At 61.4% G+C, this 25,515-nt stretch carries 22 protein-coding genes; 12 read left to right on the forward strand and 10 right to left on the reverse strand.

The window, feature by feature from the left end; translation table 11 throughout:
• Nucleotides 1-17: 17 nt before the first annotated feature.
• Entirely contained in the window at nt 18-935 is a 918-nt protein-coding gene (gene cysD, locus HCI85_RS19805; RefSeq protein WP_167147447.1) for a sulfate adenylyltransferase subunit CysD, read from the forward strand.
• Nucleotide 936: 1 nt separating this feature from the next.
• Nucleotides 937-2,835 (forward strand): sulfate adenylyltransferase subunit CysN, encoded by a 1,899-nt coding sequence (cysN, locus tag HCI85_RS19810; RefSeq protein WP_167147451.1) that lies wholly within the window; start codon nt 937-939, stop codon nt 2,833-2,835.
• A gap of 83 nt (nt 2,836-2,918) precedes the next feature.
• Here cysN and HCI85_RS19815 read toward each other — a convergent pair whose 3' ends face one another.
• Nucleotides 2,919-3,356 carry a YhcB family protein gene (locus HCI85_RS19815; RefSeq protein ID WP_167147454.1) on the reverse strand — a complete coding sequence of 146 codons (438 nt, stop codon included), beginning with the start codon at nt 3,354-3,356 and terminating at the stop codon, nt 2,919-2,921.
• 178 nt (nt 3,357-3,534) lie between these two features.
• Between HCI85_RS19815 and HCI85_RS19820 the strand changes: the two genes are divergently transcribed.
• The 4 genes from HCI85_RS19820 to HCI85_RS19835 all read left to right on the forward strand — a co-directional run bounded on the left by HCI85_RS19820 (nt 3,535) and on the right by HCI85_RS19835 (nt 8,362).
• The gene (locus HCI85_RS19820) at nt 3,535-4,140 is read left to right on the forward strand and encodes an alpha/beta hydrolase (protein WP_167147905.1); all 606 of its coding nucleotides are present in this window, start codon (nt 3,535-3,537) and stop codon (nt 4,138-4,140) included.
• 185 nt (nt 4,141-4,325) lie between these two features.
• Nucleotides 4,326-5,672: a tryptophan--tRNA ligase gene (locus HCI85_RS19825; RefSeq protein WP_167147457.1), complete on the forward strand. Its 1,347-nt coding sequence runs from the start codon at nt 4,326-4,328 to the stop codon at nt 5,670-5,672.
• Nucleotides 5,673-5,788: 116 nt separating this feature from the next.
• Nucleotides 5,789-6,883, forward strand: a complete 1,095-nt coding sequence (zapE, locus tag HCI85_RS19830; RefSeq protein ID WP_167147462.1) for a cell division protein ZapE — start codon at nt 5,789-5,791, stop codon at nt 6,881-6,883.
• A gap of 138 nt (nt 6,884-7,021) precedes the next feature.
• The gene (locus tag HCI85_RS19835) at nt 7,022-8,362 is read left to right on the forward strand and encodes a DEAD/DEAH box helicase (protein WP_167147465.1); all 1,341 of its coding nucleotides are present in this window, start codon (nt 7,022-7,024) and stop codon (nt 8,360-8,362) included.
• A gap of 69 nt (nt 8,363-8,431) precedes the next feature.
• Here HCI85_RS19835 and HCI85_RS19840 read toward each other — a convergent pair whose 3' ends face one another.
• From HCI85_RS19840 to HCI85_RS19850, 3 genes are all read right to left on the reverse strand, one after another.
• On the reverse strand, nt 8,432-8,887 hold the full coding sequence (locus HCI85_RS19840; RefSeq protein ID WP_090255456.1) for a PAS domain-containing protein: 456 nt from the start codon (nt 8,885-8,887) through the stop codon (nt 8,432-8,434).
• Nucleotides 8,888-8,890: 3 nt separating this feature from the next.
• On the reverse strand, nt 8,891-9,892 hold the full coding sequence (locus HCI85_RS19845; protein ID WP_090255453.1) for a response regulator: 1,002 nt from the start codon (nt 9,890-9,892) through the stop codon (nt 8,891-8,893).
• Nucleotides 9,893-9,977: 85 nt separating this feature from the next.
• Nucleotides 9,978-11,219, reverse strand: a complete 1,242-nt coding sequence (locus tag HCI85_RS19850) for a TIGR03862 family flavoprotein (RefSeq protein WP_167147467.1) — start codon at nt 11,217-11,219, stop codon at nt 9,978-9,980.
• Between the two features lie 113 nt (nt 11,220-11,332).
• On the opposite strand from HCI85_RS19850, the gene HCI85_RS19855 reads away from it, so the two are divergent.
• Nucleotides 11,333-12,466 (forward strand): aminotransferase class V-fold PLP-dependent enzyme, encoded by a 1,134-nt coding sequence (locus HCI85_RS19855; RefSeq protein ID WP_167147469.1) that lies wholly within the window; start codon nt 11,333-11,335, stop codon nt 12,464-12,466.
• A gap of 42 nt (nt 12,467-12,508) precedes the next feature.
• Here the strand turns inward: HCI85_RS19855 and HCI85_RS19860 are convergent, their stop codons facing one another.
• The 3 genes from HCI85_RS19860 to HCI85_RS19870 are packed head-to-tail and all read right to left on the reverse strand — an operon-like array spanning nt 12,509 to nt 15,485.
• Nucleotides 12,509-13,333 (reverse strand): class I SAM-dependent methyltransferase, encoded by an 825-nt coding sequence (locus tag HCI85_RS19860; protein WP_167147471.1) that lies wholly within the window; start codon nt 13,331-13,333, stop codon nt 12,509-12,511.
• Between the two features lie 14 nt (nt 13,334-13,347).
• Nucleotides 13,348-14,508 (reverse strand): class C beta-lactamase, encoded by a 1,161-nt coding sequence (ampC, locus tag HCI85_RS19865; RefSeq protein WP_167147473.1) that lies wholly within the window; start codon nt 14,506-14,508, stop codon nt 13,348-13,350.
• Between the two features lie 56 nt (nt 14,509-14,564).
• Nucleotides 14,565-15,485 (reverse strand): histone deacetylase family protein, encoded by a 921-nt coding sequence (locus HCI85_RS19870; protein ID WP_167147475.1) that lies wholly within the window; start codon nt 15,483-15,485, stop codon nt 14,565-14,567.
• A 184-nt stretch (nt 15,486-15,669) separates the two neighbouring features.
• Here HCI85_RS19870 and tesB point away from each other — a divergent pair, with 184 nt between their 5' ends.
• Together tesB and HCI85_RS19880 are read left to right on the forward strand one after the other, a co-directional pair.
• On the forward strand, nt 15,670-16,539 hold the full coding sequence (gene tesB, locus HCI85_RS19875; RefSeq protein ID WP_167147477.1) for an acyl-CoA thioesterase II: 870 nt from the start codon (nt 15,670-15,672) through the stop codon (nt 16,537-16,539).
• Complete coding sequence (locus tag HCI85_RS19880; RefSeq protein ID WP_241693822.1) at nt 16,536-17,123, forward strand: HAD family hydrolase; 588 nt, start codon at nt 16,536-16,538, stop codon at nt 17,121-17,123. The genes tesB and HCI85_RS19880 overlap by 4 nt, the downstream gene beginning before the upstream one ends.
• 147 nt (nt 17,124-17,270) lie before the next feature.
• On the opposite strand, the gene cueR is transcribed toward HCI85_RS19880, so the two are convergent.
• Together cueR and HCI85_RS19890 are read right to left on the reverse strand one after the other, a co-directional pair.
• Entirely contained in the window at nt 17,271-17,669 is a 399-nt protein-coding gene (cueR, locus tag HCI85_RS19885) for a Cu(I)-responsive transcriptional regulator (protein WP_167147479.1), read from the reverse strand.
• Nucleotides 17,670-17,685: 16 nt separating this feature from the next.
• Complete coding sequence (locus tag HCI85_RS19890) at nt 17,686-20,073, reverse strand: heavy metal translocating P-type ATPase (protein WP_167147481.1); 2,388 nt, start codon at nt 20,071-20,073, stop codon at nt 17,686-17,688.
• Between the two features lie 147 nt (nt 20,074-20,220).
• On the opposite strand from HCI85_RS19890, the gene HCI85_RS19895 reads away from it, so the two are divergent.
• Complete coding sequence (locus HCI85_RS19895; RefSeq protein ID WP_090255433.1) at nt 20,221-20,433, forward strand: heavy-metal-associated domain-containing protein; 213 nt, start codon at nt 20,221-20,223, stop codon at nt 20,431-20,433.
• Here HCI85_RS19895 and HCI85_RS19900 read toward each other — a convergent pair.
• Nucleotides 20,420-21,064, reverse strand: coding sequence for a TetR family transcriptional regulator (locus tag HCI85_RS19900; RefSeq protein WP_167147483.1), 645 nt, complete (start codon nt 21,062-21,064; stop codon nt 20,420-20,422). The two genes, HCI85_RS19895 and HCI85_RS19900, sit on opposite strands and share 14 nt — an antisense overlap.
• 138 nt (nt 21,065-21,202) lie before the next feature.
• Here HCI85_RS19900 and HCI85_RS19905 point away from each other — a divergent pair, with 138 nt between their 5' ends.
• Nucleotides 21,203-22,342 carry an efflux RND transporter periplasmic adaptor subunit gene (locus HCI85_RS19905; RefSeq protein WP_160089068.1) on the forward strand — a complete coding sequence of 380 codons (1,140 nt, stop codon included), beginning with the start codon at nt 21,203-21,205 and terminating at the stop codon, nt 22,340-22,342.
• A gap of 12 nt (nt 22,343-22,354) precedes the next feature.
• Nucleotides 22,355-25,483: an efflux RND transporter permease subunit gene (locus HCI85_RS19910; RefSeq protein WP_167147485.1), complete on the forward strand. Its 3,129-nt coding sequence runs from the start codon at nt 22,355-22,357 to the stop codon at nt 25,481-25,483.
• The last annotated feature ends 32 nt before the right edge of the window (nt 25,484-25,515 follow it).

Consider the following 25,515-nt stretch of genomic DNA (forward strand, 5'->3'; position numbering starts at 1 on the left):
GCATTTCGTGAGTAGCCATGCTCGATAAACTGACCCACCTGAAACAGCTGGAGGCGGAAAGTATCCACATCATTCGTGAAGTGGCCGCCGAATTCGACAACCCGGTGATGCTCTATTCCATCGGTAAAGACTCCGCCGTGATGCTGCACCTGGCACGCAAGGCGTTCTTTCCAGGGAAGTTGCCGTTCCCGGTGATGCACGTCGACACGCGCTGGAAGTTTCAGGAGATGTACAGCTTCCGCGAGAAGATGGTCAACGAGTACGGCCTGGACCTGATCACCCACATCAACCCCGATGGCGTGGCGCAGGACATGAACCCCTTCACTTACGGCAGTGCCAAGCACACCGACGTGATGAAGACCGAGGGCCTCAAGCAGGCGCTGGACAAGTACGGCTTCGATGCCGCCTTCGGTGGCGCGCGCCGCGACGAAGAGAAATCCCGCGCCAAGGAGCGCGTGTATTCCTTCCGCGACAGCAAGCACCGCTGGGACCCGAAGAATCAGCGTCCCGAGCTGTGGAATGTGTACAACGGCAAGGTCAAGAAGGGCGAGTCGATCCGCGTGTTCCCGCTGTCCAACTGGACCGAGCTGGACATCTGGCAGTACATCTACCTGGAGCAGATCCCGATCGTGCCGCTGTACTTCGCTGCTGAGCGTGAAGTGATCGAGAAGAACGGCACGTTGATCATGATCGACGACGATCGCATCCTCGAGCACCTCTCGGACGAAGAGAAAGCCCGCATCACCAAGAAGATGGTGCGTTTCCGTACCCTCGGCTGCTACCCGCTGACCGGCGCGGTGGAGTCCACCGCCACCAGCCTGACCGACATCATCCAGGAAATGCTCCTGACCCGTACGTCCGAGCGTCAGGGTCGCGTTATCGATCACGATGCTGCAGGTTCGATGGAAGAGAAAAAACGTCAGGGGTATTTTTAAGATGTCGCACCAATCCGATCTGATCAGCGAAGACATCCTCGCTTACCTGGCCCAGCACGAGCGTAAAGAGCTGCTGCGCTTCCTCACCTGCGGCAACGTCGACGACGGCAAGAGCACCCTGATCGGCCGCCTGCTGCACGACTCGAAGATGATCTACGAAGATCATCTGGAAGCCATCAGCAAGGACTCCAAGAAAGTCGGCACCACCGGTGATGACATCGACCTGGCACTGCTGGTCGACGGCCTGCAGGCCGAGCGCGAGCAGGGCATCACCATCGACGTGGCCTACCGCTATTTCAGTACCGCCAAACGCAAGTTCATCATTGCCGACACCCCCGGCCATGAGCAGTACACCCGCAACATGGCCACTGGCGCCTCCACCTGCGACCTGGCGATCATCCTGATCGACGCGCGCTACGGTGTGCAGACCCAGACCAAGCGTCACAGCTTTATCACCAGTCTGCTGGGCATCAAGCACATCGTTGTGGCCATCAACAAGATGGACCTCAAGGGCTTTGATCAGGGTGTGTTCGAGCAGATCAAGGCTGATTACCTGAAGTTCGCCGAAGGCATCGCGCTCAAACCCACCTCGTTGCATTTCGTGCCGATGTCGGCGCTGAAAGGCGACAACGTGGTCAACAAGAGCGAGCAGTCGCCCTGGTACACCGGCCAGTCGCTGATGGAAATCCTCGAAACCGTGGAAGTCGCCGGTGATCGCAATTTCGACGACCTGCGTTTCCCGGTGCAGTACGTCAACCGGCCGAACCTGAACTTCCGTGGCTTCGCCGGCACCCTGGCCAGCGGCATTGTGCGCAAGGGCGACGAAGTCATCGCGCTGCCGTCGGGCAAGGGCAGCAAGGTCAAATCCATCGTCACCTTTGAGGGTGAACTGGAACAGGCCGGTCCGGGTCAGGCGATCACCATCACCCTGGAAGACGAAATCGACGTCTCCCGTGGCGACATGCTGGTGCATGCCGACAACCGTCCGCAGGTGGTCGACAGCTTCGATGCCATGCTGGTGTGGATGGCTGAAGAGCCGATGCTGCCGGGCAAGAAGTACGACATCAAGCGCGCCACCAGCTACGTGCCGTGCTCGATTGCCGGCATCGCCCACCGCGTCGATGTGAACACTCTGGAAGAAGGACCGGCGAGCAGCCTGCAGCTCAACGAGATCGGCAAGGTCAAGATCGCCCTCGACGCACCGATTGCCCTCGATGGCTATGCGCAGAACCGCACCACCGGCTCCTTTATCGTCATCGACCGCCTGACCAACGGCACCGTGGGTGCTGGCATGATCATCGCTGAGCCGGTTGAGGCTTGCGCGGGTGGCCATCATGGCAAGCTGGCGCACGTGTCCACCGAAGAGCGTGCCACGCGCTTCGGCCAGCAGCCGGCCACCGTGCTGTTCAGCGGCCTGTCCGGCGCGGGCAAGAGCACCTTGGCCTACGCCGTAGAGCGCAAGCTGTTCGACATGGGTCGCGCGGTTTATGTGCTGGACGGCCAGAATCTGCGCCATGACCTGAACAAAGGTCTGCCGCAGCATCGTGCCGGGCGTACCGAGAACTGGCGCCGTGCCGCGCACGTGGCGCGTCAGTTTAACGAGGCCGGCTTGCTGACCCTGGCCGCCTTCGTGGCGCCGGACGCCGAAGGCCGCGAGCAGGCCAAAGCATTGATCGGTGCAGAGCGCCTGATCACTGTCTATGTGCAGGCGTCTCCGCAGGTATGCGCTGAGCGTGATCCGCAGGGCTTGTACGCGGCGGGTGGTGACAATATCCCGGGTGAATCCTTCCCCTATGACGTGCCGCTGAATGCCGATCTGGTGATCGATACGCAGTCGCTGTCGGTGGAAGAGGGCGTCAAGCAGGTGTTGGCTCTGCTGCGTGAGCGCGGCGCCATCTAAATCTGCTGCACATTAAAAAGCCCCGTCTAGTACGGGGCTTTTTATTGCCTATTCGGTCGCCGAAACGACCGAGTCAGCGGCGTTTACTTGTTCTTCAAACCGTAGCTTTCATCGAGCATGCCTGGCACATCGGCGCTTTTCGGCGCGTAGTCCTTTGGCATTTCATGATGGACCGGTGCCTTGATACGCTCGCGCTTTTCACTGCTGTCATCGGCGTGCAGGGTAGCGAGTAGGCGCTGGCGAGTCAGCTCGTCGAGTGCCAGGCGATTGGCCCCGTCTGACAGGTGCTGTTGCACGTCCAGTTGAGTTTGGCTGAGCTTTTTCACCAGGTTGGCGGTGGTGTTGAAATGAGTCACCACCTCGCTTTGGTAGGTGTCGAAGCGTTCTTGAATTTCATCCAGCTGACGCTGGGTGCGGCTAGGGGCGGCATTGGGTGCCAGGCGGGCAATCAGGAAGCCAATGGCAATACCAGCTACCAGGGTAATGGCGGGTAGCAACCAGGCGGTGAGCGTCTGTTCCACGAGTCCTTCCTCTCTAAACGGCTTTGCTTTACGTTAACGGCTCGAACCTGTGCTGTATACCGCAATGCAATGCCGAAACGTTTGCGGTGGTGTGTGTATGGCGCAGGCTGTCAGCTAGACGAGTCGACCCACTGCGAGGTCACGGAGTTCCCTGTTGCTCACCCGCGAAACCCCTCTGATGATTGCCGGCCCCAGCGGCCAACTTGAAGCCCTGTGGCTGGATACCCCCGATGCCCGTGGCGTGGCGCTGATCTGCCACCCCAATCCGGTACAAGGCGGCACCATGCTGAATAAGGTGGTCTCCACCCTGCAACGCACGGCCCGTGACTGTGGCCTGGCAACGTTGCGTTTCAATTACCGTGGCGTCGGCGCCAGCGCGGGCAGCCACGATATGGCCAGCGGTGAGGTGGATGATGCCGAGGCCGTGGCCAATTGGCTGCGTGCGCAGCATCCCGAATTACCCGTGACCCTGCTGGGTTTTTCCTTTGGTGGCTTTGTAGCCGCTGCGCTCGGTGCACGCCTGGAAGCCAAGGGTGTGACGCTCGACAAGCTGTTTATGGTGGCGCCGGCGGTGCAGCGCCTGAGCGAAGAAACGCCCCCAGCCATCAACTGTCCGCTGATCCTGATTCAGCCCGAAGACGACGAAGTGATCGATCCGCAGGTGGTTTACCAGTGGTCGGCCGCACTCGGGCGTGCCCATGAGCTGCTGAAAGTGGCAGAATGCGGCCACTTTTTTCACGGCAAGCTTACTGATCTCAAAGATCTGCTGCTGCCGCGTCTCTGATCTGCTGCGCGTCGGCCTGGCGTTGTTAAAAACAGGCCGGGACGCGGCGTCTCGGAATGCTCATTTACACCAGTAAACTCCGCTTTCTCGCCGTTTTGACCAGCCGTAGGCTGTTACTAACGTAGGGCCTAGCCAGGCTCTAGCTCGCGAGATCATAAGATGGCTCAAGTAAAGCGAACCTGAACATGACCACTCGTATCCTTACCGGCATCACCACCACCGGCACGCCGCACCTCGGCAACTACGCGGGCGCGATTCGCCCGGCCATCGTTGCTAGCCGCGCCGCTGATGCAGATTCGTTCTACTTCCTGGCCGACTACCACGCGCTGATCAAGTGCGATGAGCCGGCGCGTATCCAGCGTTCGCGTCTGGAAATCGCTGCAACCTGGCTGGCGTTGGGGCTGGATACCGACAAGGCAACTTTCTACCGCCAGTCGGATATCCCCGAGATTCCTGAGCTGTGCTGGTTGCTCACCTGCGTTTCCGGCAAGGGCCTGCTTAATCGCGCGCACGCTTATAAGGCCTCGGTGGACAAAAACGTCGAGCAAGGCGAAGACCCGGATGCCGGTATCACCATGGGCCTGTTCAGTTACCCGGTACTGATGGCTGCGGACATTCTGATGTTCAATGCGCACAAGGTGCCAGTGGGGCGCGATCAGATCCAGCACGTGGAAATGGCCCGCGATATCGGTCAGCGCTTCAATCATCTGTTTGGCAATGGCAAGGAACTGTTCACCCTGCCCGAAGCGGTGATCGAGGAAGACGTAGCGACCTTGCCAGGCCTCGATGGGCGCAAGATGAGCAAGAGCTACGACAACACTATTCCGTTGTTCGGCAGTGCCAAGCAGCTCAAGGATGCCGTTGCACGTGTCGTGACTGACTCCAAACTGCCGGGTGAACCCAAAGATCCGGACAGCTCGCACCTGTTCACCCTCTATCAAGCCTTTGCCGCACCCACTCAGCAGGCGGACTTCCGTGCTGCGCTGGAAGGCGGAATGGCCTGGGGCGAAGCCAAGCAGGCGCTGTGCAACTTGCTGGAGGCCGAGCTGGGCGAGGCGCGCGAGCGTTACCATGCGCTGATCAGCAAACCGGCCGATCTGGAAGACATCCTCCTGGCTGGTGCCGCCAAGGCGCGCAAGACTGCTACACCGTTTCTCGGTGAGCTGCGCGAGGCAGTGGGCCTGCGCTCGTTCCGCAGCCAAGCCGTCAATACGGCGGGTGAGAAGAAAAAAGCCGGCAAGAGCGCGCGCTTTGTCAGCTTCCGCGACGATGACGGTAGCTTCCGCTTCCGCCTGCTGGATGCCGCTGGCGAGCAGTTGCTGCTGTCCAAATCGTTTGCCGATGGTAAAGCGGCAGGCATGGCTAATAAGCGTCTGCAATCCGGTGAAGCATTGGATGTGCGCGAGCAGAACGGCGGTTTTGGTGTCTGGTTGGACGATGAGTGCGTGGCGCAAAGCCCTACATTCGCCGACAGCAGTGCCTGTCAGGCGGCGATTCAGCGTGTGCGTGAGGCGCTAGCACCCGCTGAGTAACGCGCAGGGCGGTGCATTAATCGGATTTCCGTCCAGCAGCCATGCTGGCCGATTGCCAATCAACGGGGGCGTCGCTAAAGTGACGCCCCCGTTTTACTTGCCCGGCTAACGAATTTATGACCCCCCTAGAACGCTACCAGGCTGACCTTAAACGCCCTGATTTCTTTCATGACGCTGCCCAGGAAACTGCGGTGCGTCACTTGCAGCGCCTGTATGACGATCTGATCGCTGCCGACAAGGGCAGCGCCGGCGTCTTCGGCAAGCTGTTCGGCAAAAAACCGCAGGGGCCGGTCAAGGGCCTGTACTTCTGGGGTGGCGTGGGTCGTGGCAAAACCTACCTGGTCGACACCTTTTTTGATGCGCTGCCGTTCGAGCGCAAGGTGCGCACGCACTTCCACCGCTTTATGAAGCGCGTGCATGAAGAAATGCGCACCCTCAAGGGCGAGAAGAACCCGCTGACCATTATCGGCAAACGGTTCGCCGATGAGGCACGGGTGATCTGCTTCGACGAATTCTTTGTCAGTGATATTACCGACGCGATGATCCTCGCCACTCTGCTGGAAGAGCTGTTCAAGAACGGTGTGAGCTTGGTTGCTACCTCTAATATCGTGCCGGATGGCCTGTACAAGGACGGCTTGCAGCGCGCGCGCTTCCTGCCGGCCATCGCCCTGCTCAAGCAGCACACCGAGATCGTCAACGTCGACAGCGGTATCGACTATCGTCTGCGTGCGTTGGAGCAAGCCGAGCTGTTCCACTGGCCGCTGGACGCTGCCGCCGAGGAAAGCTTGCAGAAGAGCTTTGTCAGCCTGTTGCCCGAGCACTGCGAGGTGCAGGAAAACGAGCCGCTGATGATCGAGAGCCGCGCGATCGTGGCGCGCAAGGTCGGCGATGACGTGGCCTGGTTCGACTTCCGTGAGCTGTGCGATGGCCCGCGTAGCCAGAACGACTACATCGAACTGGGTAAAATCTTCCATGCGGTGCTGCTGGCCAATGTCGAGCAGATGAGCACCGCGAAGGACGATATGGCCCGGCGCTTTATCAACCTGGTGGACGAGTTCTACGACCGCAACGTCAAGCTGATCATCTCTGCCGAGGTGGAGCTGAAAGACCTCTACACTGGCGGTCGTCTTACCTTCGAGTTCCAGCGCACGCTGAGTCGTCTGCTGGAAATGCAATCCCACGAGTTTCTCGCGCGGCCGCACAAGCCTTAACTCAACACGCGTACGCTCGTACCTTAAAGCCCGGATCATTCCGGGCTTTGTAGTTGATGGCCCGGTGAAGACAGCCAGGCCGTCTGCGCCCAAGCAGGATAAACTCTGCGCCATCGACTTATTTCAGCGGTTAGCCCTATGACGTTTGCCTCCCTCGGCCTGATCGAGCCTCTGCTACGCACCCTCGACAGCCTCGATTACAAAACCCCCACGGCCGTGCAGGCGCAGGCCATCGTGCCGGTTCTGCAAGGCCGCGACCTGATGGCCGCCGCGCAGACTGGCACCGGCAAGACCGCAGGCTTTGCCTTGCCGGTGCTGCAACGGCTGATGATGGAAGGGCCGCAGGTGGCCAGTAATTCGGTGCGTGCGTTGGTGCTGGTGCCGACCCGTGAGCTGGCCGAGCAGGTGCTGCAGAGCTTTATCACCTACGGCCAGCACCTGCCGCTGCGCAGTTACGCGGTGTATGGCGGGGTCAGCATCAACCCGCAGATGATGAAGCTGCGCAAAGGCGTGGACGTGCTGGTGGCCACCCCAGGCCGCTTGCTCGACCTGTTCCGGCAGAACGCGGTGAAGTTCAATCAGGTGCAAACCCTGGTGCTGGATGAAGCCGACCGCATGCTCGATCTGGGGTTTGCCAACGAGCTCGAAAGTGTTTTCCGTGCGCTGCCTAAAAAGCGCCAGACCCTGCTGTTCTCCGCGACCTTCTCTGAAGCGATCCGCAGCATGGCCGGGGAGATGCTCAATGATCCGTTGAGCATTGAGGTCAGCCCGCGTAACGCCGCCGCCAAGTCGGTCAAGCAGTGGCTGATTCCGGTGGACAAGAAGCGCAAGAGCGAGCTGTTTCTGCATCTGTATCAGGCCAAGCGCTGGAGCCAGGCTCTGGTGTTTGTGAAAACCCGTAAGGGTGTTGATGAGCTGGAAGCCGAGCTGCAACGCCACGGCATCAGCGCCGACTCGATTCACGGCGACAAACCCCAGGCCACTCGCCAGCGTGCCCTGCAGCGCTTCAAGGACGGCGAGGTCAAGGTGCTGGTGGCCACCGATGTGGCAGCCCGTGGCCTGGATATCGATGACATGCCGCTGGTGGTCAACTTTGACCTGCCCATCGTCGCCGAAGACTATGTGCACCGTATCGGCCGTACCGGGCGTGCCGGCACCACCGGTCAGGCGGTGTCGCTGGTCTGCGCTGATGAAGTGCAGCTGCTCTCGGCCATCGAAACCCTGACCCAGCAAGTGCTGCAGCGCATCGACGAACCAGACTTTATCCCCGACCACCGCGTGCCGCAGACCCTGCCCGGCGGCCATGTGGTGAAAAAGCCGAAAAAAGCCAAGAAGCCGAAAGTGGTCGGCGGCGGTAAAGGCGGCAGCCTGGGCCGCTGGATGGAGACCGATGAACCGGCTGCGCCGGCGGTCAAGGCTGTACGCAAGGTGCCGAGCTTTGGCGGTAAACCGGGTAAGCCCGGTAAGTTTGTTAAGTAATCTCAGCCGCATCCCGGATGCAATCCGGGGGCGTCTTTTGCCCGTATGCGCCGCTCGCGGGTAAATCGCTTAGCGATTGGCCTGCGCTGCTTCCAGTTGTTTCTTATGGGTGGCCGCGGCAGTCATGTCGTAGATCACCACGCAGATATGTTCCACCGCGTTGCCCGAACCGCCCAGTGGCAGCAGGGTGACGTTCTGGTACATGAAATCTTCCTGGCCGGTAATCGGCTGGTAGTTCTTGAAGTGCATCAGGTAGGGGTGCTGTTCCCATAGGCTGAAGGCGCGGGTGCCCAGCGCTACGACGGTATCCACCTTGCGCCGCAGCCAGGCTTCGTCTATTTCACTGAACAGGCTGAACAGGGTTTTGCCGTGCACCTCGTCCGGGCCCATGCCAGAGTGGTTTTCCATAAAGCTGTTCCACACCTCAACCCGGTATTGGCGGTCGAGCACGATCACGCCAACGTCAATGCATTGCACGATATCGAGCAGCCAGTGAACCTCTTTGATGTCTATCTGTGCTGGCATGGCTTAACTCATCAGGTAGTTGAGTTTGTTGGTCAGGCGCTTGATCGAGTCTTCGGTAAACAGCAGCAACAGATCAAAGTGAATGTTGTGGGCTTCCAGGCTGTAGCTCACTTCAATGGCCAGGGTTTTGCGCCAGCGCCGCTGGTTGAGGTGAATCAGCCGCTCGATGGAGGAATGCTGGCCCAGCAGCTGTGGATGCCCCTGGGAGAAGCGCACGTCGATCTGTTCGGCGATCCCGGCCAGGCAGGCGCCGGTGAGGATGCTGGCCAGGTCCAGCAGCATTTCCGAGGTCTGGGTGTCGTCTTTCGGCTGCCAGCCCAGCAGCTTCGCCATGTCGGCGACTTCTGAGTCATGGAACAGCAGCAGTGCTTCACCGGCGATGCCATCACCAATAAAGCCCTGGCACACCGCGCTCAGGCGCTCGCCACGCATGGCGTCGGTGAGGGTCATGTGCAGCTCACTGACCTCGAAGATATTCACCTGGGGCACCGGCAATTGCACAAAAACGTGCAACACCTTGGCCAGTAACGCGGCGGCGCGTCCCATGGCGACGTTGGTCACTTCGCGCAGAGCGTCGCGGAAGTTGACCTTCAACTCATCCAGCACGGCGGCCTGAGCAAGCGCAGTCGGGGTGGCTTTGGGGTCGAACAGGCCCAGTTCGAGCAGGGTGTTACGCAGGGTGTCGGGGTCAGCCGGCTTCTTGATAAAGGCCAGTGCACCGAGTTCCTTGACCCGGCGTACGGCTTCATCCTGCACGTCGCCGGACACCACCACGACCTTGCAGGCGAGGCCCTCAGCGCGCATGGCCGCTAGGGTTTCATAACCGTCCAGCACGGGCATGGTCAGGTCCAGCAGCATCACCTGGCCCAGCCCCTGACGCAGCGCGGTCAAGGCTTCCTGGCCATTGGTGGCCTGGCTGATGGTCACTGGCCATTCAGGCGGCAGGGCGCGGATCAACTGCTTGCGCGCCATGTTCGAGTCGTCGCAGACCACTAGTGGAATCACGGCTGGAGAGTACCTGTGCGCGTGGAAGAACACCGCTCTGTGACGGTTTTCCCAAGCATAGCCGCTTGAGGCCCGGCGTGTGGGCTTATCTGGTGTGCGGCAGCCAGTTGAGCATGGCTTGGGCGGCGCGGCGGCCGCTGGCAAAGCAGGCGGTCAGCAGGTAGCCGCCGGTGGGCGCTTCCCAGTCAAGCATTTCCCCGGCGCAGAAGGTGCCAGGCAGCGCCTTGAGCATCAGTTGGCCATTCAATTGCTCAAACGGTACGCCGCCGGCTGTGCTGATGGCTTCATCCAATGGCCGCGGACGCACCAGGGTGATCGGCAGGGCCTTGATTGCATTGGCCAGCAGCACGGGATCATTGAAGGCTGCAGCACTGGCCAGTTCCCGCAGCAGAGCAGCTTTGACCCCGTCGATCCCCGCCTGGCGATGCAGGTGTTTAGCCATGGACTGCGAACCGCGCGGTTTGCTCAGGGCTGTCTGCAATTTAGCCAGCGGCGTTTGCGGCAGCAGATCGAGGTGCAGGGTAGCGCTGCCGTGCTGGTTGATCGTCTCGCGAATATCCGCCGACAGGGCGTAGACCAGGCTGCCTTCGATACCGCTGGCGGTCAGCACAAATTCACCCAGACGCGGCGTTTCGCTGGCCAGGTTAAGGCTGACGTTCTTAAGCGGTGCGCCGGCGAACTTGTCCCGCAGAAACGGGCTCCAGGCGCTGACATCGAAGCCGCAGTTGCTTGCTTGCAAGGGCGCGATACTCACACCACGGTCTTGCAGCAGGCTGACCCAGGCGCCGTCTGAGCCTAGTCGTGCCCAACTGGCGCCACCCAGGGCTAGCAGCGTGGCGTCGGTAGTCACGGCTTGTTCGCCAGCGGGCGAGGCAATCCGCAGCGCTCCCTCGTTATTCCAGCCCAGCCAGCGGTGGCGGGTGTGGATCTGCACACCCAGTTCACGCAGACGCTTGAGCCAGGCGCGCAGCAGCGGTGCGGCTTTCATATCGGTGGGGAATACCCGCCCCGAAGTGCCGACAAAGGTGTCGATACCCAGGTCGTGAATCCAGGCGCGCAAGGCGTCGGCATCGAGCGCATCTAGCAGCTCGGCCACTTCTGTCTGGCGCGTGCCATAACGAGCGACAAAAGCCGGCTTGGCTTCGGAATGGGTGATATTCATACCACCGACCCCGGCCAGCAGGAACTTGCGTCCCACCGAAGGCATGCCGTCATAAAGATCGACCTGCACACCACCCTGGGCCAGCACTTCGGCCGCCATCAGCCCGGCAGGGCCGCCGCCGATAATGGCAACGTGAGGGGCTGGATGTTGGGTGCGATTGGTCATGGCGGTGTCGGGCAGGAACGAAGGGTGTGCATTCTAGCCGAGGCGGCGTTCGCCTTGTCATTTGCCCCGGCTTCGGGCAGGGTCGTGAGGTGAATTTCTGACTGGAGCCCCTTATGTCTGACCTCTACCCCAGCATCGATCCCGACGGCCTGATCGAATACTCGGTGGTTTACACCGACCGCTCCCTCAACCATATGTCGCAGTCGTTTCAGGGCGTGATGACGGATATTTCCAGCACCCTGAAGCAGGTCTACAACGCCCATGCCATGGCTATCGTGCCCGGTAGCGGCACCTATGGCATGGAGGCTGTAGCGCGTCAGCTGGCCACCGGGCAGAAGTGCCTGGTACTACGCAATGGCTGGTTCAGCTACCGCTGGACGCAGATTTTCGAGATGGGCCAGATCCCCTCGGAAGCGATTGTGCTCAAGGCGCGTCCGGTTGCCGAGGGCAGTCAGGCCGCATTTATGCCGCCACGGCTGGTCGATGTGCTGGCGGTGATTGCCGCTGAAAAGCCCCAGGTGGTATTTGCCCCGCACGTGGAAACCTCGTCCGGGATGATCCTGCCAGACGGCTACCTGCGCGCCGTGGCGGATGCTGTACATGCGGTCGGCGGCCTGTTTGTGCTCGATTGCATCGCCTCCGGCACCCTCTGGGTGGATATGCAGGCCTGCGGTATCGATGTGCTGATCAGCGCCCCGCAAAAAGGCTGGAGCGCCTCTCCCTGCTGCGCCCTGGTGATGCTCAGTGAAGCCGCCCAGGCCCGCGTCGAAGCCACTCAAAGCACCAGCTTTGCCTGTGACCTGAAAAAATGGCTGCAGATCATGCAGGCCTACGAGCAGGGTGGCCACGCTTACCACGCGACCATGCCCAGCGATGCACTGGCGCGCTTTCGCGATGCCATGCGCGAGGCCGAAGCCATCGGCTTTGCCACCGTGCGCAGCCAGCAGCAGGAGCTCGGTGATCGCGTGCGCGCATTACTGGCCAGCAAAGGCTTTAAAAGCGTGGCCGCCGAAGGCTTCGAGGCCCCTGGAGTAGTGGTGTGCTACACCACCGACGCGAGCATCAAGAACGGCAGCAAATTCGCCGCCCAGGGCCTGCAGATTGCTGCCGGCGTGCCGCTGCAGTGTGATGAACCAGCAGACTTCCAGACCTTCCGACTGGGCCTGTTTGGGCTGGATAAGCTTGGCAATATCGAACGCACCGTAGCGACGTTGGAGCAGGCGTTGGATAAGGTGCTGGCGGGGTAATTGGGCGTTGCAGGTGGACAGTCGCTGTTGTCCACCTGCAGGTTAGCCGACCTTGACCGCCTGCAGCGTATAGCTCAACGGCAGCCTTTCCGGCTGGTTATCCAGCCGCCACTCACCATCCTCGCCCAGGCTCATCTGGCCCGGCAGGGCTTCCCAGGGCAGGCTGGTGTGCTCTTCCAGGGCCGTCAGGCGCATGCCGTGGCGCAGCAGCGCGGTGATGATTTCGCCCAGGCCGTGGTTCCATTCGTGGGTGGTGGTGGCGGTCAGCAGGGTGTCGGTTTCTACGTAGGTGTGCTCGTCATCCCAGACGGTTGGTTGGCTGTGTTCGAAGTAGGGGTGGGCAATCTGCAGGGTGTCCTCGCAGTCTTCGTCGAGCGCCATCAGCACGGGGTGGGCTTCACGCAGAAACAGCCGTCCGCCGGGCTTGAGTAGGGCGGCGACATTGCGCGCCCAGTCATCGATCTGCGGTAGCCAGTTCAGCGCGCCGATGCCCGTATAAACCAGGTCAAACGAATGCGCGCCGAGCGCCTTGGCCGCGTCGTACACAGAGGCTTCGACAAATTCGATCTGCTCACCGCAGCTGCTCGCCAGTAGACGGGCTTGCTCCAACGAGGCTGCAGAGAAATCCAGACCGCTCATCTGCGCACCCAGACGGGCCAGCGACAGGGTGTCGGTGCCAATATGGCACTGCAGGTGCACCGCGCGCAGGCCACGGATATCGCCGAGGCGCGGCAGATCAAAGCGCACGACTTCGGATAAATGCGCGGGCGAGGCGATAAACAGCTGAACTTGGTAATCGGGCGACGCCGCATGCAAGGCGGCGCGCTCGTTCCAGTTGGCTTGGTTCAGGGCAAACGAATCATCCATGACGCTATTCCTTTTCAGTATTGGGCGGCGTTTTTATCCAAGGCGTTCAGTATGGCGTGGGCCGCTTTGATTCGGGCTGCGTTGGGGTAGTTCTTGTTGGCCAGCATTACAAGGCCGAGGTTCTGACTGGGGACAAACACCGCGTAGGCGCCGAAGCCGCCAGTTGAGCCGGTTTTATTGAACAGGCTGTCGCTTGGCTCACTTTCTGTTGGTGTGAGACGTGTAGCGGGTTGCGACTCCAGGGCCATGGCCGGGGAGTTGCCGGCCTGCAGGCGCTCCAGGCTGATCGGGTAGGGGTAACGCTCCCAGCCGAGGCCTTGGGTCATCTCGCCGACGCGGTAATAGCCGGTGTGGGTCATGGCGATGGCGCGCTGCAGGTCTTTATTCAGACCGGCAGGATTCAGGTTGGCCTGGATAAAACGCAGCATGTCCCGGGCGTTGGTTTTCACCCCGTAGGCTTCGGCGTCGAGCATGCCCGGGGTGACGCGCAGCGGCTGGTTGTCCTTGCTGTAGCCGAAGGCATAGCGCGGCAGCTGCGCTGTCGGCACCTGGATATAGCTGTGCGACATGCCGAGCGCGGGGAACAGCGTGCCCTCCATCAAGGTGGAGAACGGCTGGCCCATGCTCTTGGCGGCGAGCATGCCGAGCAGGCCGATGCTGGGGTTGGAATAGCGCCGGTGTGTGCCCGCCGCGTATTCAGGCTGCCACTGGCGGTAGTAGTCGAGCATGCTGGCCGGGTCGATCACGTTGTCAGGGAACTGCAGCGGCAGCCCGCCGGCGGTGTAGGTGCCGAGGTTGAGCAAGCTGGCGTGTTCCAGCTGGCTGCCTTGCAGCTCGGGCCAGTGCTGGCCGGCGCTGTCGGCGAGGGTCAGCTTGCCGGTGGCCTGGGCCAGGGCGGCGAGGGTGGCGGTAAGCGGTTTGCTGAGCGAACCGATTTCAAACAGGGTGTCGCTGCTCACCGGCTGCGGGTCGTCCATGCGCGCCACGCCGTAGTTGAAGTAGTGCGCCTGGCCGTTATAGGTAATCGCCACGGCCATACCGGCAATATCGTGTTCCGTCATGAGCGGACGAATGGTTTCGTTCACCCGCGTCTGCAGTGTGTCGTCGGCATGGGCGGCGCTGCCGAGTGCGAGTATGGCCAGCAGGGCCGGCAAGGTGTTGAGTTTGGCGTACATGCTGGGCGAATTCCTTGGTCGTGAAGATGCGCGATGTGACAGCGCCTATGGCGCTTTTATCCCAGCCCACGCATTTGCCAGACCTTGGCTGCGCAGTGATGCAGAATCCCGTGGCGCCTGGCCAGGGCCATGCGGTCCTTGTCATAGCCGCCGCCGATCAGGCCGACCACCGGAATGTCACGGCTCAGGCAGTGGTTAAGCACAGCCTCGTCACGGGCAGCGATGCCGGCGTCCGTCAGGTTGAGGTAGCCGAGGGCATCGTGCTGGTGAACGTCAACGCCAGCGTCATACAACACGATATCTGGCTGATACAGCGGTAGCAGGTAGTTGAGGGTGTCATCCACCACCTTCAGATACTCGGCGTCGCCCATACCGTTGGGCAAGGGAATGTCCCAGTCGCTGGCGGCTTTGCGCGCCGGGTAGTTCTTTTCGCAGTGCAGCGACACGGTGATCGCTTCCGGGGTGTTCTCCAGCAGGCGCGCGGTGCCATCGCCCTGGTGCACGTCGCAGTCGAAGATCAGCACGCGCTGGACCTTGCCGCTGGCCAGCAGGTACTGACTGATCACTGCCAGGTCATTGAAAATGCAGAAACCGGCCGGATGGTCGTAATGCGCATGATGGGTGCCGCCGGCCAGGTGACAGGCTAGACCGTGTTGCAGTGCTTGCTCCGCCGCCAGCAGGGAGCCGCCCACCGCGCGAATGGTGCGCTGCGCCAGGGCTGCACTCCAGGGTAGACCGAGGCGGCGTTGTTCTTCATATGCCAGTTCGCCGCTGGCGAAACGCTGGATATAAGCCGGACAGTGGGCCAGGGCGAGTACGTCGGTGGGGCACAGTTCAGGGCGCAGCAGTTCGGCATCGGTGTTCAGGCCGCTTTCCACCAGGTGATCGCGCAGCAGGCGAAACTTCTCCATGGGGAAGCGGTGGTTGGCCGGGAAGGGCGGACTGTAATCGTCGTGGTAGACCAGCGGCAGGCGCATGGGGGCGGGCTCGGGCGGAAGTGGCCAAAGTATGGCGGCAGGCTCTGCTTGCGCTCAAGCTCCGCGCTCGATTGGCTAGAATGCTGCCATTATTGTCCACATCCATCTTTCAGTCGGGCCGACAAGCGTTGGCAAAGTCTTTACCATCTCGCCCCCAGCCAGATGCGTTCACAGGAGAGCATGCATGAGTCAGGTGTTGAATGAGTTGGTCGCCCTGCTGACCCTGGAAACCATCGAAGAGAATTTGTTCCGCGGCGTCAGCCAGGACCTCGGCTTTCGCCAGCTGTATGGTGGTCAGGTGCTCGGCCAATGTGTATCGGCGGCCAGTCAGACGGTCGAGGCCGCGCGCCATGTGCATTCCATGCACGGCTACTTCCTGCGTCCCGGCGATGCCACGTTGCCGGTGGTGTATCAGGTTGAGCGCGTGCGTGATGGTGGCAGTTTCAGCACGCGGCGGGTGACAGCGATCCAGAAGGGCAAGCCGATCTTTACCTGCAGCGCGTCGTTTCAGTTCGATGAAGAGGGTTTTCATCACCAGAACAGCATGCCGGACGTGCCGGGTCCAGAAGGCCTCAAATCGGAAACCGAACTGGCGCGTCTGGTGGTGGATGCCTTGCCGGAACGCATGCGTGAACGCGCGGTAAGCGACAAACCGATCGAGATCCGTCCGGTAACCCTGAGCAACCCGTTTGCGCCCAAACCCAGCGAACCGGTCAAGCATGTGTGGTTCCGTGCGGCTGGGGAGCTGCCGGATGATCCTCAGCTGCACAAGTACCTGTTGGGTTACGCCAGCGACTTCAACCTGCTGACCACCTCGATGCTGCCGCATGGCGTGTCGGTGTGGCAGAAGTTCATGCAGGTCGCCAGCCTCGACCACTCGCTGTGGTTCCACGGCAACCTGCGCATGGATGACTGGCTGCTCTACAGCATGGACAGCCCTTGGGCCGGCAATGCCCGTGGCTTCTCTCGTGGCAGCATCTTCAACCGCCAGGGACAGTTGGTCGCCTCGGTCGCCCAAGAAGGGCTGACTCGGGTTCGTGAGGACTGGAAGTGAGCCTGAGCGCTGCCCGCCATTGGGTGTTCGATATGGACGGCACCCTGACCCTGGCGGTGCACGACTTCGAGGCCATCAAGCGAGCGTTGGATATTCCGCTAGCTGAAGACATTCTTGGCTATCTGGCGTCGTTGCCTGAGGCGGTGGCTGCGGCCAAACATGCCTGGCTGCTGGAGCATGAGCGTGAACTGGCTTTGGCTTCGCAGCCAGCCCCCGGGGCGATTGAACTGGTGCGCGAGCTGCGCGGGCGTGGTTGCCGGCTTGGCATTCTCACCCGCAACGCCCATGAACTGGCGCTACTGACCCTGCGCGCCATCGGTCTGGACGACTGCTTTGCCGTGCCGGACGTGATTGGCCGTGACGAGGCGCCGCCCAAGCCTGATCCGGGTGGCCTGCTGCATTTCGCCAGAACCTGGCAAGTGGCGCCGAGCGAACTGGTGATGGTTGGCGATTACCGCTTTGACCTGGAATGCGCCCGCGCTGCCGGCGCGCGCAGCGTGCTGGTCAACTTGGCGGAAAACCCTTGGCCGGAGTTGGCCGATCATTTCGCGGTAGATTGCCGGGCCTTGCAGCAGGTGATCTAAGAGCCTGTTTACGATCTGCTGCGCGTCGGCCATCCGGCGTTAAAAACAGCCTCGGAATGCTCATTTACAGCTCGTAAACTCCGCTTCCTCGGCTGTTTTTGCCTTGTCTGGCTCTAGCTCGCGAGATCGTAAACAGGCTCTAGGCCTTCAATGACAACTGCCGGACTCCAGATCCTTGAGGATCGGGCAGTCCGGGCGGTCGTTGCCCTGGCAGTTGTCCATCAACTCCTTGAGGGTGTCGCGCAGGCCGCTGAGTTCGCTGATCTTGCGTTCCAACTCGGTGATATGTGCAGCGGCCAGTGCTTTGACATCGGCGCTGGCGCGATGGCGGTCCTGCCACAGGGCCAGTAGCTGGCTGACTTCGGCCAGGGAAAAGCCCAGGTCGCGTGAGCGCTTGATAAACGCCAGACGGTGCAGGTCCTGCTGGCTGTACTGGCGGTAGCCGCTGTCGCTGCGGCCGGCGGCGGGCAGCAGGTCGATGCTTTCGTAGTAGCGAATCATCTTCGCGCTCAGGCCGGTTTGCTTGGCGGCTTGGCCGATATTCATCAGGTTCTCCTACGGGTTATTTGTGTTGTGGCGGCTTCCAGGTTTTCAACAGCAAGGCGTTGCTCACCACACTGACGCTGCTTAGCGCCATGGCCGCACCCGCGAGCATCGGGTTAAGCAGGCCAGCGGCCGCCAACGGAATGCCGACCAGGTTGTAGGCGAAGGCCCAGAATAGGTTCTGGCGGATCTTGTTATAGGTACGCCGGCTGATATCCAGGGCGTCGGCCACCAGACGCGGGTCGCCGCGCATCAGGGTGATGCCGGCGGCGTGCATGGCCACATCGGTACCACTGCCCATGGCGATGCCGACATCGGCGGCGGCTAGCGCGGGTGCGTCGTTGATGCCGTCGCCGACCATGGCCACCACCGCGTTTTTTTTCAGCTCGTTGATGATCGCCGCTTTGTCCGCCGGCAGCACCTCAGCATGCGCGGCGCTGATGCCCAGGGCGTCGGCCACCGCCTTGACGCTGCCGGGGTTGTCGCCGCTTATCAGATGGCTGGCAATGCCTTGAGCAGTCAGCGCGGCGATGGCCTCGGCTGCGCCGGGTTTAAGTGTGTCGCCAAAGGCAAATAGGCCGAGCACCTGCGGTTGCGGCGCCAATTCCAGCAGCCAGGACAGGGTGCGGCCTTCGGCTTCCCAGGCCAGGGCGTCGGTTGCCAGTTCATCGTGGTGCAGGAAGTGTTCTTCCAGCAGGCGCTTGTTGCCTAGTGCCAGTTGCCGCTCGCCGATCTGCCCGGCGATACCGCGCCCGGCCAGCGCCTTGCTGTTGCTGACGTCGGCGAGGCTCAGTTGTTGTTCTGTGCACTGATCCAACATCGCCTTGGCCAGCGGATGTTCGCTGCCGCGCTGCAGGGCGCCGGCCAGTTGCAGCAGCTGGGTCGTGTCGCCGTCTACTGCACGCAGGTGGGCGATACGTGGCGCGCCGGAGGTCAGGGTGCCGGTCTTGTCGAAGGCCACCAGGGTCACCGAATGGGCGATTTCCAGGGCTTCGGCGTCCTTGATCAGAATACCGTGGCGCGCCGCCACGCCGGTGCCGGCCATGATCGCGGTGGGCGTGGCCAGACCGAGGGCGCAGGGGCAGGCGATGACCAGTACGGCCACGGCATTTAGCAGCGCGGTTTCGATACCTGCACCGTAGAACAGCCAGCCGAGCAGGGTAGCCAGGGCGATCAGCAGCACGCTGGGCACGAACACCTGGCTGACTTTATCCACCAATTTCTGGATCGGCGCCTTGGCTGCCTGAGCATCCTCGACTAGACGAATAATCCGTGACAGCACGGTTTCCGCACCGAGGGCGGTGGTTTCCACCAGCAGGCGACCTTCGCCGTTGATTGCCCCGGCGGTGACGCTGTCACCCGGCTGCTTGGGTTGCGGCAGGCTCTCGCCGCTGATCAGGGCCTCGTCGGCATGGCTCTGGCCTTCGCGAACCAGACCATCGACCGGGAAGCGTTCGCCGGGCTTGACCACGATGGCGTCACCCAGTTGCAGCTCACCCAGCGCCACCCATTCCTCGACGCCATCGCGCAGGCGCAGGGCGCGTTCCGGACGCAGTGCCTGCAGGGCGCGGATGGCGCTGCTGGTCTGGCGTTTAGCGCGGCTTTCCAGGTATTTGCCGAGCAGGATCAGCGTGATGATCACCGCCGAGGCTTCGAAATACAGATGGGGCATGCTGCCAGCCGGGCTTACCGCCCACTGATACAGGCTCAGGCCGTAAGCGGCGCTGGTGCCGATGGCCACCAGCTGATCCATATTCCCGGCACGGGCGCGCAGGGCGCTCCAGGCCGCGCGGTAGAAGCGTGCGCCGAAGATAAATTGCACCGGCGTGGCCAGGGCGAACTGCAGCCAGGCCGGCAGCATCCAGTGCAGGCCGAAGGGTTCGACGAGCATGGGAATGACCAGCGGTACGGTCAGCACAATCGCCAGCAGCAGGGCCCAGCGCTCGCGCTGCAGATGTCGCTCAGCCGTTGGTTGAGTCCGGTTTGCATCGTCCAGCACGCTGGCGCGGTAGCCGGCCTGGCTGACGGCGTGCAGCAGAACCTGGTGATCAGTGCCGCGCAGCAGCTGTAACTGCGCCCGCTCGCTGGCCAGGTTGACGCTGACCGAGAGCACGCCCGGTTGCTGCGCCAGGGCGCGTTCGATACGCCCCGCACAGCTGGCGCAGGTCATGCCGGAAAGAGCCAGCTCCAGACGCTCGCTGGGTACTTGATAGCCGGCTGCACTAACGGCATTTACCAACTGTTCCAGGCTGTCAGCGGGCGCTTCGACGCGGGCCTGTTCACTGGCCAAGTTGATGCTGACGCTGGCGACATCCGCCACCTTGGCCAGGGCGCGCTCGACCCGCCCGGCGCAGCTGGTGCAGGTCATACCGCTGATGGGCAGGTTGAAGGTAGTGAGGCTGGACATGGGTGGTCCTCTATTGAGTTCCAGCACAGGATCAACCTTGCCATGTGGGTAAGGTCAAGCCGTTATATCCCTTGACCTTACGCTTATGGCAAGGGCAACACTCAGCTAACCGTTTATCATGCGGTTTATTAATTCAGGAGGTTGTTTATGCAAGTGTCTCAAGTTCACGCATTCCGGGTTGATGGCATGACTTGCCAACATTGCGTCAAAACCATCACCGAGGCGCTGTTGGCCTGTGATCCGGCGGCGGATGTGAAAGTGAAATTTCCCGGCGGTGAGGTGCGGGTGAGCAGCAGCATGCCGGTGGATCAGTTGATGGTGGCCATCGTTGAACAGGGCTACGGGGTTAGCCTGGCGTAAGCACAGTTGCGTCTGGCCAATCGCGGATCAGCCCACGAAAGCAGGCATCGATCATCGGCGCAGCATCGCTGAGCGGATCGAACAGATTGGGGTCGCGTAACCAATCGTGGAATAAACCGACAATCAGCGCGTGCACAGCCCTCGCTGCAAGGCGCGGACTCAACCCAGCGTGCAGCCGTGATGCGACAGACGGTGCACTGAACTGCTGTTCGCAGAGCGCGATAAACAGATTGATAAAGGCTTCGTGGCGTTCTTCGGCCTCGCGCAGCTCTTCGGTAAACTCACATCGGCGCAGCAAAATCGTGAAGATGCGGCGTTTTTGTTGATCGCGCGCCAGGTTTTCGATGGCCTCAATGCACAGCTCTCGCAGAGTCATGAGCGGGTCATGGGCCGGGCAGCCGCGCAATCGCTCGGCCAATTGCTCGGGCGGCAGACGGACTTGGCCGAGCATGGCGTTGAACAGATCCGCCTTGTTGGCAAAGTGCCAATACACCGCGCCGCGCGTTACCCCTGCATGCCGGGCGATGTGCTCCAGGCTGGTGTGCGCCACACCTTTTTCCAGAAACAGCGTTTCGGCGGCCTCAAGGATGGCGCAACGGGTTTTCTCGGCTTCTTCTTTGGTTCGACGCATGGCAGTAGGCGTATTTCTGGCTAGGCTCAGGACAAAGTGTAATGAACTTATGGGTAATGTTCTATTTACAAACACTCGTGTATGTAACTAGCATTGCCGGTCTCAAACGTTGCACCTTGCGTTTATTCGGAGACATCCATGCTTTTTCCCCGTCGCCTGCCGGTCACTGCCGGTTCCTTGCTGTTGGCTTTTTGGGCCGCCCCGTTGTTTGCTGCCGACGCTGCGCCAGCGCCCGAGGTGGTGGTCGAAACCGTGAAGGCCGAGGCCTTGCCGCTGGAGCTTGAATATTCCGCGCGCACTGCCGGCTTCCGCGAAGTGCAGGTGCGGGCTCAGGTCAGCGGCATTCTGCAGGAGCGGACCTACCTGGAAGGTAGCCAGGTCAAAAAAGGCCAGGTGATGTTCCGCATCGATCCGCGCACCTACCAGGCCGCCCTGAGCCGTGCCAAGGGTGCGTTGGCGCAAGAGCAGGCGCGCTATCGGCAGACCGAGCGTGACCTCAAACGCATCCGCGAACTGCAGAAAAAGGGCTTTGCCAGCGAAAGTGAACTGGACAATGCCATCTCCAATTTCGAGCAGAGCAAGGCGAATATCCAGGCCGCCGAGGCCGAGGTGCAGTCCAAGCAGATCGACCTCGACTACACCACGGTAAAAGCGCCGATCTCCGGTATCACCAGCAAGGAAACCGTGTCCGAAGGCAGCCTGATGGTGGCCGGCGATCCGAGTGCCAGCCTGCTGAGCAATATCACCCAACTGGACCCGATTTACGTCAACTTTGCCGCCCCCGATTCCGACGTAGAAAGCGTGCGCAGTGGGCTGCAAAACGGCAGCCTGGTGCTGCCGGAAGACGGCAAGATGAGTGTGCAGATCAAACTGGGTGACGGCAGTGTCTACCCGCTGGAAGGCAAGGTGGACTTTACCGACAGCCTGGTGGATCGCGGCACCGGTACCGTCAGCGCGCGCGCTGTGGTGCCTAACCCGGATCAGACGCTGTTGCCGGGTCAGTTCGTCCGCGTGCAGGTCAAAGGCCTGAGCATTCCTAATGCCATGACCCTGCCAGAGCGCGCGATTGCCCAGGGCCCAGGCGGAACATTTGTCTATGTGGTGGACGATGGCGGTGTTGCGCGTAAGCGTCAGGTCACCACCGGGCATACGGCTAAAGGCCGCTGGGTGATTGTGTCCGGTATCAGCGCTGGCGATCGGGTGATTGTCGAAGGCCTGCCGAAAGTGCGTCCAGACAGCCCCGTCAAAGTTGTTGCCCCTGCCACCAGCCAATCCTAAGGAGCGTACCCGGTGATCTCACGCTTCTTTATCGACCGTCCGGTATTCTCCGCGGTCATCTCGATCATCATCGTGCTGGCGGGCCTGATGGCCATGCGCTCGCTGCCGATCGCCCAGTACCCACAGATCCTGCCACCGCAGGTGTCGGTCAGCGCCAGCTATGCCGGTGCCAGCGCCCAGGTGATTGCTGAAACAGTGGCAGCGCCGCTGGAGCAGTCGATCAACGGCGTGGAGGGAATGATCTACCAGCAGTCCAACTCCGGCGGCAACGCCATGAGTCTGTCGGTGTACTTCGAGGTAGGCCGCGACCCCGACCAGGCCACTATCGACGTCAACAACCGGGTGCAAGCCGCCCTGGCCAAACTGCCGGAAGAAGTGCGCCGGCAGGGCGTCAAGGTGCAGAAGAAGTCTTCTGACATTCTTCAGGTGGTCACCCTGTACTCGCCGGATGGTTCGCGCGACCCGGTGTATATCAGCAACTATGCGCTGATCAACGTGATCGACGAACTCAAGCGTCTGCCGGGCGTGGGTGATGTCAGCCAGTTCGGCTCGAAAGACTATTCCATGCGCATCTGGCTTCGTCCGGACAAGCTGGCGCAGTACAACCTGACGCCGACCGATGTGGTCAATTCGATCCGCGAGCAGAACTCGCAGTTCGCAGCCGGCAGCTTCGGCCAGCAGCCGCTCAAGCAGAAGCAGGATTTCACCTACACGGTGACCACCCAGGGCCGGTTCACCGACCCGAAAGAGTTTGAGAACGTCATCCTGCGCACCGATGATACCGGTGCCAGCCTGCTGCTCAAGGACGTTGCACGGATCGAACTGGGTGCCCAGGACTACTCGCTGATGACCTCGCTCAACGGTCAGCAGAACGCTGCTTTCGGTGTGTACCTGCAGCCAGGCGCGAATGCTCTGGACACTGCCGAGGCGGTGAGCAAGACGCTCGATCGTTTGTCGAAGAACTTCCCCAGCGGTATGACCTACAAGGTGCCGTACGACACCACCAAGTTCGTTCAGGTGTCGATTGATGAAGTGATCAAGACCTTCTTCGAAGCCTTGATCCTGGTTGTGCTGGTCGTATTTATCTTCCTGCAGAACTGGCGCGCCACGCTGATCCCGGTGCTGGCAATTCCCGTTTCGCTGGTCGGTACTTTCGCCGGCATGTACATGCTCGGGTTCTCGATCAATCTGCTGACCCTGTTCGGCATGGTGCTGGCTATCGGTATCGTGGTGGACGACGCCATTGTGGTGATCGAAAACGTCGAGCGGGTAATGGCTACCGACAAGATCGGCCCGCGTGAAGCGACCATCAAGGCCATGGAAGAAGTGACCGGGCCGATCATCGCCATCGTGTTGGTGCTCTGCGCGGTATTCGTGCCAGTGGGCTTCCTAGGCGGCCTGGCCGGGGAGATGTATAAACAGTTCGCCATCACCATTGCCGTATCGGTGGTGATCTCCGGCATCGTCGCCCTGACTCTGAGCCCGGCACTATGCGCCTTGCTGCTCAAGCCCGGGCACCACGAACCGGCGGCGCCATTCCGGGCCTTCAACCGGGTCTTCGACAAACTGACCAATGGTTACACCGCTGGTGTGCGCTTCTTCCTCAAGCGTTCGGCAGTCGGCCTGCTGCTATTCGGCGCGATGATCGCGGTGATGGTGCTGCTGTTCAACCGGGTGCCCAGCTCCCTGGTGCCCAATGAAGACCAGGGCTATGTGATCAACGCCTACTTCCTGCCGCCGGCCGCCTCGCTGACCCGCACCGAGAAACTCACCGGTGACGTGACCCAGCAGTTGATGGCGCACCCAGCGGTGCAGGATGTGGTGACCTTTGCCGGCTTCGACGTGCTGACCTTCGGCACCCGCAGCAACGCAGGGGTGTCCTTCGTGCCGCTGAAAGACTGGAGTGAGCGCACCACGCCTGAATTGGACGCGCGCAACTTGACCGGTGAATTCATGGGTATGGGCGCCGCGCAGAAGGACGGCGTGGTACTCAGCTTCAACCCGCCACCGATCACCGGTATGAGCACCACCGGCGGTTTTGAAGGCTTTATTCAGGACCGCAGTGGCGGCACCACCGCCGAACTGGCGGCCAAGGTTCAGGCCTTCCTCGCCGCCGCCGCGAAACGCCCTGAGCTGGCAGGGGTGCAGAGCACCTTCAGCGCCAACGTGCCGCAATACTTTATCGATCTGGACCGGACCAAGGCGCGCGCCCTGGGTGTGGCGGTGAATGATGTATTCACCGCCATGCAAGCGACTTTTGGCAGCTACTACGTCAACGATTTCAGCCTGTATGGCCGTACCTTCCAGGTCAGCCTGCAGGCAGAAGCGGAGTTCCGCAGCAAGCCGGAAGATTTGTCCCAGGTCTATGTGCGTGCGGGCAGTGGCGAGCTGGTGTCACTGGCTAGCCTGGTCAAGGTTGAGCGGATACTCGGCCCGGATACCTATGCACGCTTCAACGTCTACCCGGCGGCGAAGATCCTTGGCGGGCCGGCACCTGGCTACAGCTCCGGTCAGGCGCTCAGTGCGATTCAGCAAGTGGCGGATGAGGTGCTCGGTAGCGATTACAGCATCGGCTGGACCGGCTCGGCTTTCCAGGAAGTGGCATCGCAAGGTTCGGGCAGCAGTGCCTTTATCTTCGGCCTGATCATGGTGTTCCTGATCCTCGCTGCCCAGTATGAACGCTGGACCCTGCCGCTGGCCGTAGTTACGGCGGTGCCGTTTGCGGTGTTCGGGGCGATTCTCGCGGTGTGGCTGCGCGGCATCGAGAACGACCTGTACTTCCAAGTTGGCCTGGTCACCCTAATCGGCTTGGCGGCGAAGAACGCCATTCTGATCGTCGAGTTCGCCGTGCTCTGCCGGCATCAGGGCATGGGCATCTTTGAGTCGGCACTGGAGGCCTCGCGCCTGCGGTTCCGTCCGATCATCATGACTTCGCTGGCCTTCATTCTCGGTGTTGTGCCGTTGGCGATCAGCTCGGGCGCAGGCTCAGCGAGTCGTCACTCGATCGGCACCGGGGTAATCGGCGGGATGATGGCGGCAACCTTCCTGGCGATCTTCCTGATTCCGATGTTCTACCTGTTGGTGGAATCGTTGGCAGAGAAGGTCGGCAAGGGCCGGAAAAAAGCCGACACCTCCGTTTGATGTTCTGGCTTTAACGTGGGGCGTAGGTTGAC

The sequence above is a fragment of the Pseudomonas sp. OTU750018 genome (assembly GCF_011636575.1).
Lineage (GTDB): Bacteria > Pseudomonadota > Gammaproteobacteria > Pseudomonadales > Pseudomonadaceae > Aquipseudomonas > Aquipseudomonas peli.

What these genes read in the sequence shown, in the direction of transcription:
- cysD (WP_167147447.1), top strand. Translation starts at nt 18, where the DNA reads ATGCTCGATAAACTGACCCACCTGAAACAGCTGGAGGCGGAAAGTATC.
- cysN (WP_167147451.1), top strand. Translation starts at nt 937, where the DNA reads ATGTCGCACCAATCCGATCTGATCAGCGAAGACATCCTCGCTTACCTG.
- HCI85_RS19820 (WP_167147905.1), top strand. Translation starts at nt 3,535, where the DNA reads ATGATTGCCGGCCCCAGCGGCCAACTTGAAGCCCTGTGGCTGGATACC.
- HCI85_RS19825 (WP_167147457.1), top strand. Translation starts at nt 4,326, where the DNA reads ATGACCACTCGTATCCTTACCGGCATCACCACCACCGGCACGCCGCAC.
- zapE (WP_167147462.1), top strand. Translation starts at nt 5,789, where the DNA reads ATGACCCCCCTAGAACGCTACCAGGCTGACCTTAAACGCCCTGATTTC.
- HCI85_RS19835 (WP_167147465.1), top strand. Translation starts at nt 7,022, where the DNA reads ATGACGTTTGCCTCCCTCGGCCTGATCGAGCCTCTGCTACGCACCCTC.
- HCI85_RS19840 (WP_090255456.1), bottom strand. Translation starts at nt 8,887, where the DNA reads ATGCCAGCACAGATAGACATCAAAGAGGTTCACTGGCTGCTCGATATC.
- HCI85_RS19850 (WP_167147467.1), bottom strand. Translation starts at nt 11,219, where the DNA reads ATGACCAATCGCACCCAACATCCAGCCCCTCACGTTGCCATTATCGGC.
- HCI85_RS19855 (WP_167147469.1), top strand. Translation starts at nt 11,333, where the DNA reads ATGTCTGACCTCTACCCCAGCATCGATCCCGACGGCCTGATCGAATAC.
- HCI85_RS19860 (WP_167147471.1), bottom strand. Translation starts at nt 13,333, where the DNA reads ATGGATGATTCGTTTGCCCTGAACCAAGCCAACTGGAACGAGCGCGCC.
- ampC (WP_167147473.1), bottom strand. Translation starts at nt 14,508, where the DNA reads ATGTACGCCAAACTCAACACCTTGCCGGCCCTGCTGGCCATACTCGCA.
- HCI85_RS19870 (WP_167147475.1), bottom strand. Translation starts at nt 15,485, where the DNA reads ATGCGCCTGCCGCTGGTCTACCACGACGATTACAGTCCGCCCTTCCCG.
- tesB (WP_167147477.1), top strand. Translation starts at nt 15,670, where the DNA reads ATGAGTCAGGTGTTGAATGAGTTGGTCGCCCTGCTGACCCTGGAAACC.
- cueR (WP_167147479.1), bottom strand. Translation starts at nt 17,669, where the DNA reads ATGAATATCGGCCAAGCCGCCAAGCAAACCGGCCTGAGCGCGAAGATG.
- HCI85_RS19890 (WP_167147481.1), bottom strand. Translation starts at nt 20,073, where the DNA reads ATGTCCAGCCTCACTACCTTCAACCTGCCCATCAGCGGTATGACCTGC.
- HCI85_RS19895 (WP_090255433.1), top strand. Translation starts at nt 20,221, where the DNA reads ATGCAAGTGTCTCAAGTTCACGCATTCCGGGTTGATGGCATGACTTGC.
- HCI85_RS19900 (WP_167147483.1), bottom strand. Translation starts at nt 21,064, where the DNA reads ATGCGTCGAACCAAAGAAGAAGCCGAGAAAACCCGTTGCGCCATCCTT.
- HCI85_RS19905 (WP_160089068.1), top strand. Translation starts at nt 21,203, where the DNA reads ATGCTTTTTCCCCGTCGCCTGCCGGTCACTGCCGGTTCCTTGCTGTTG.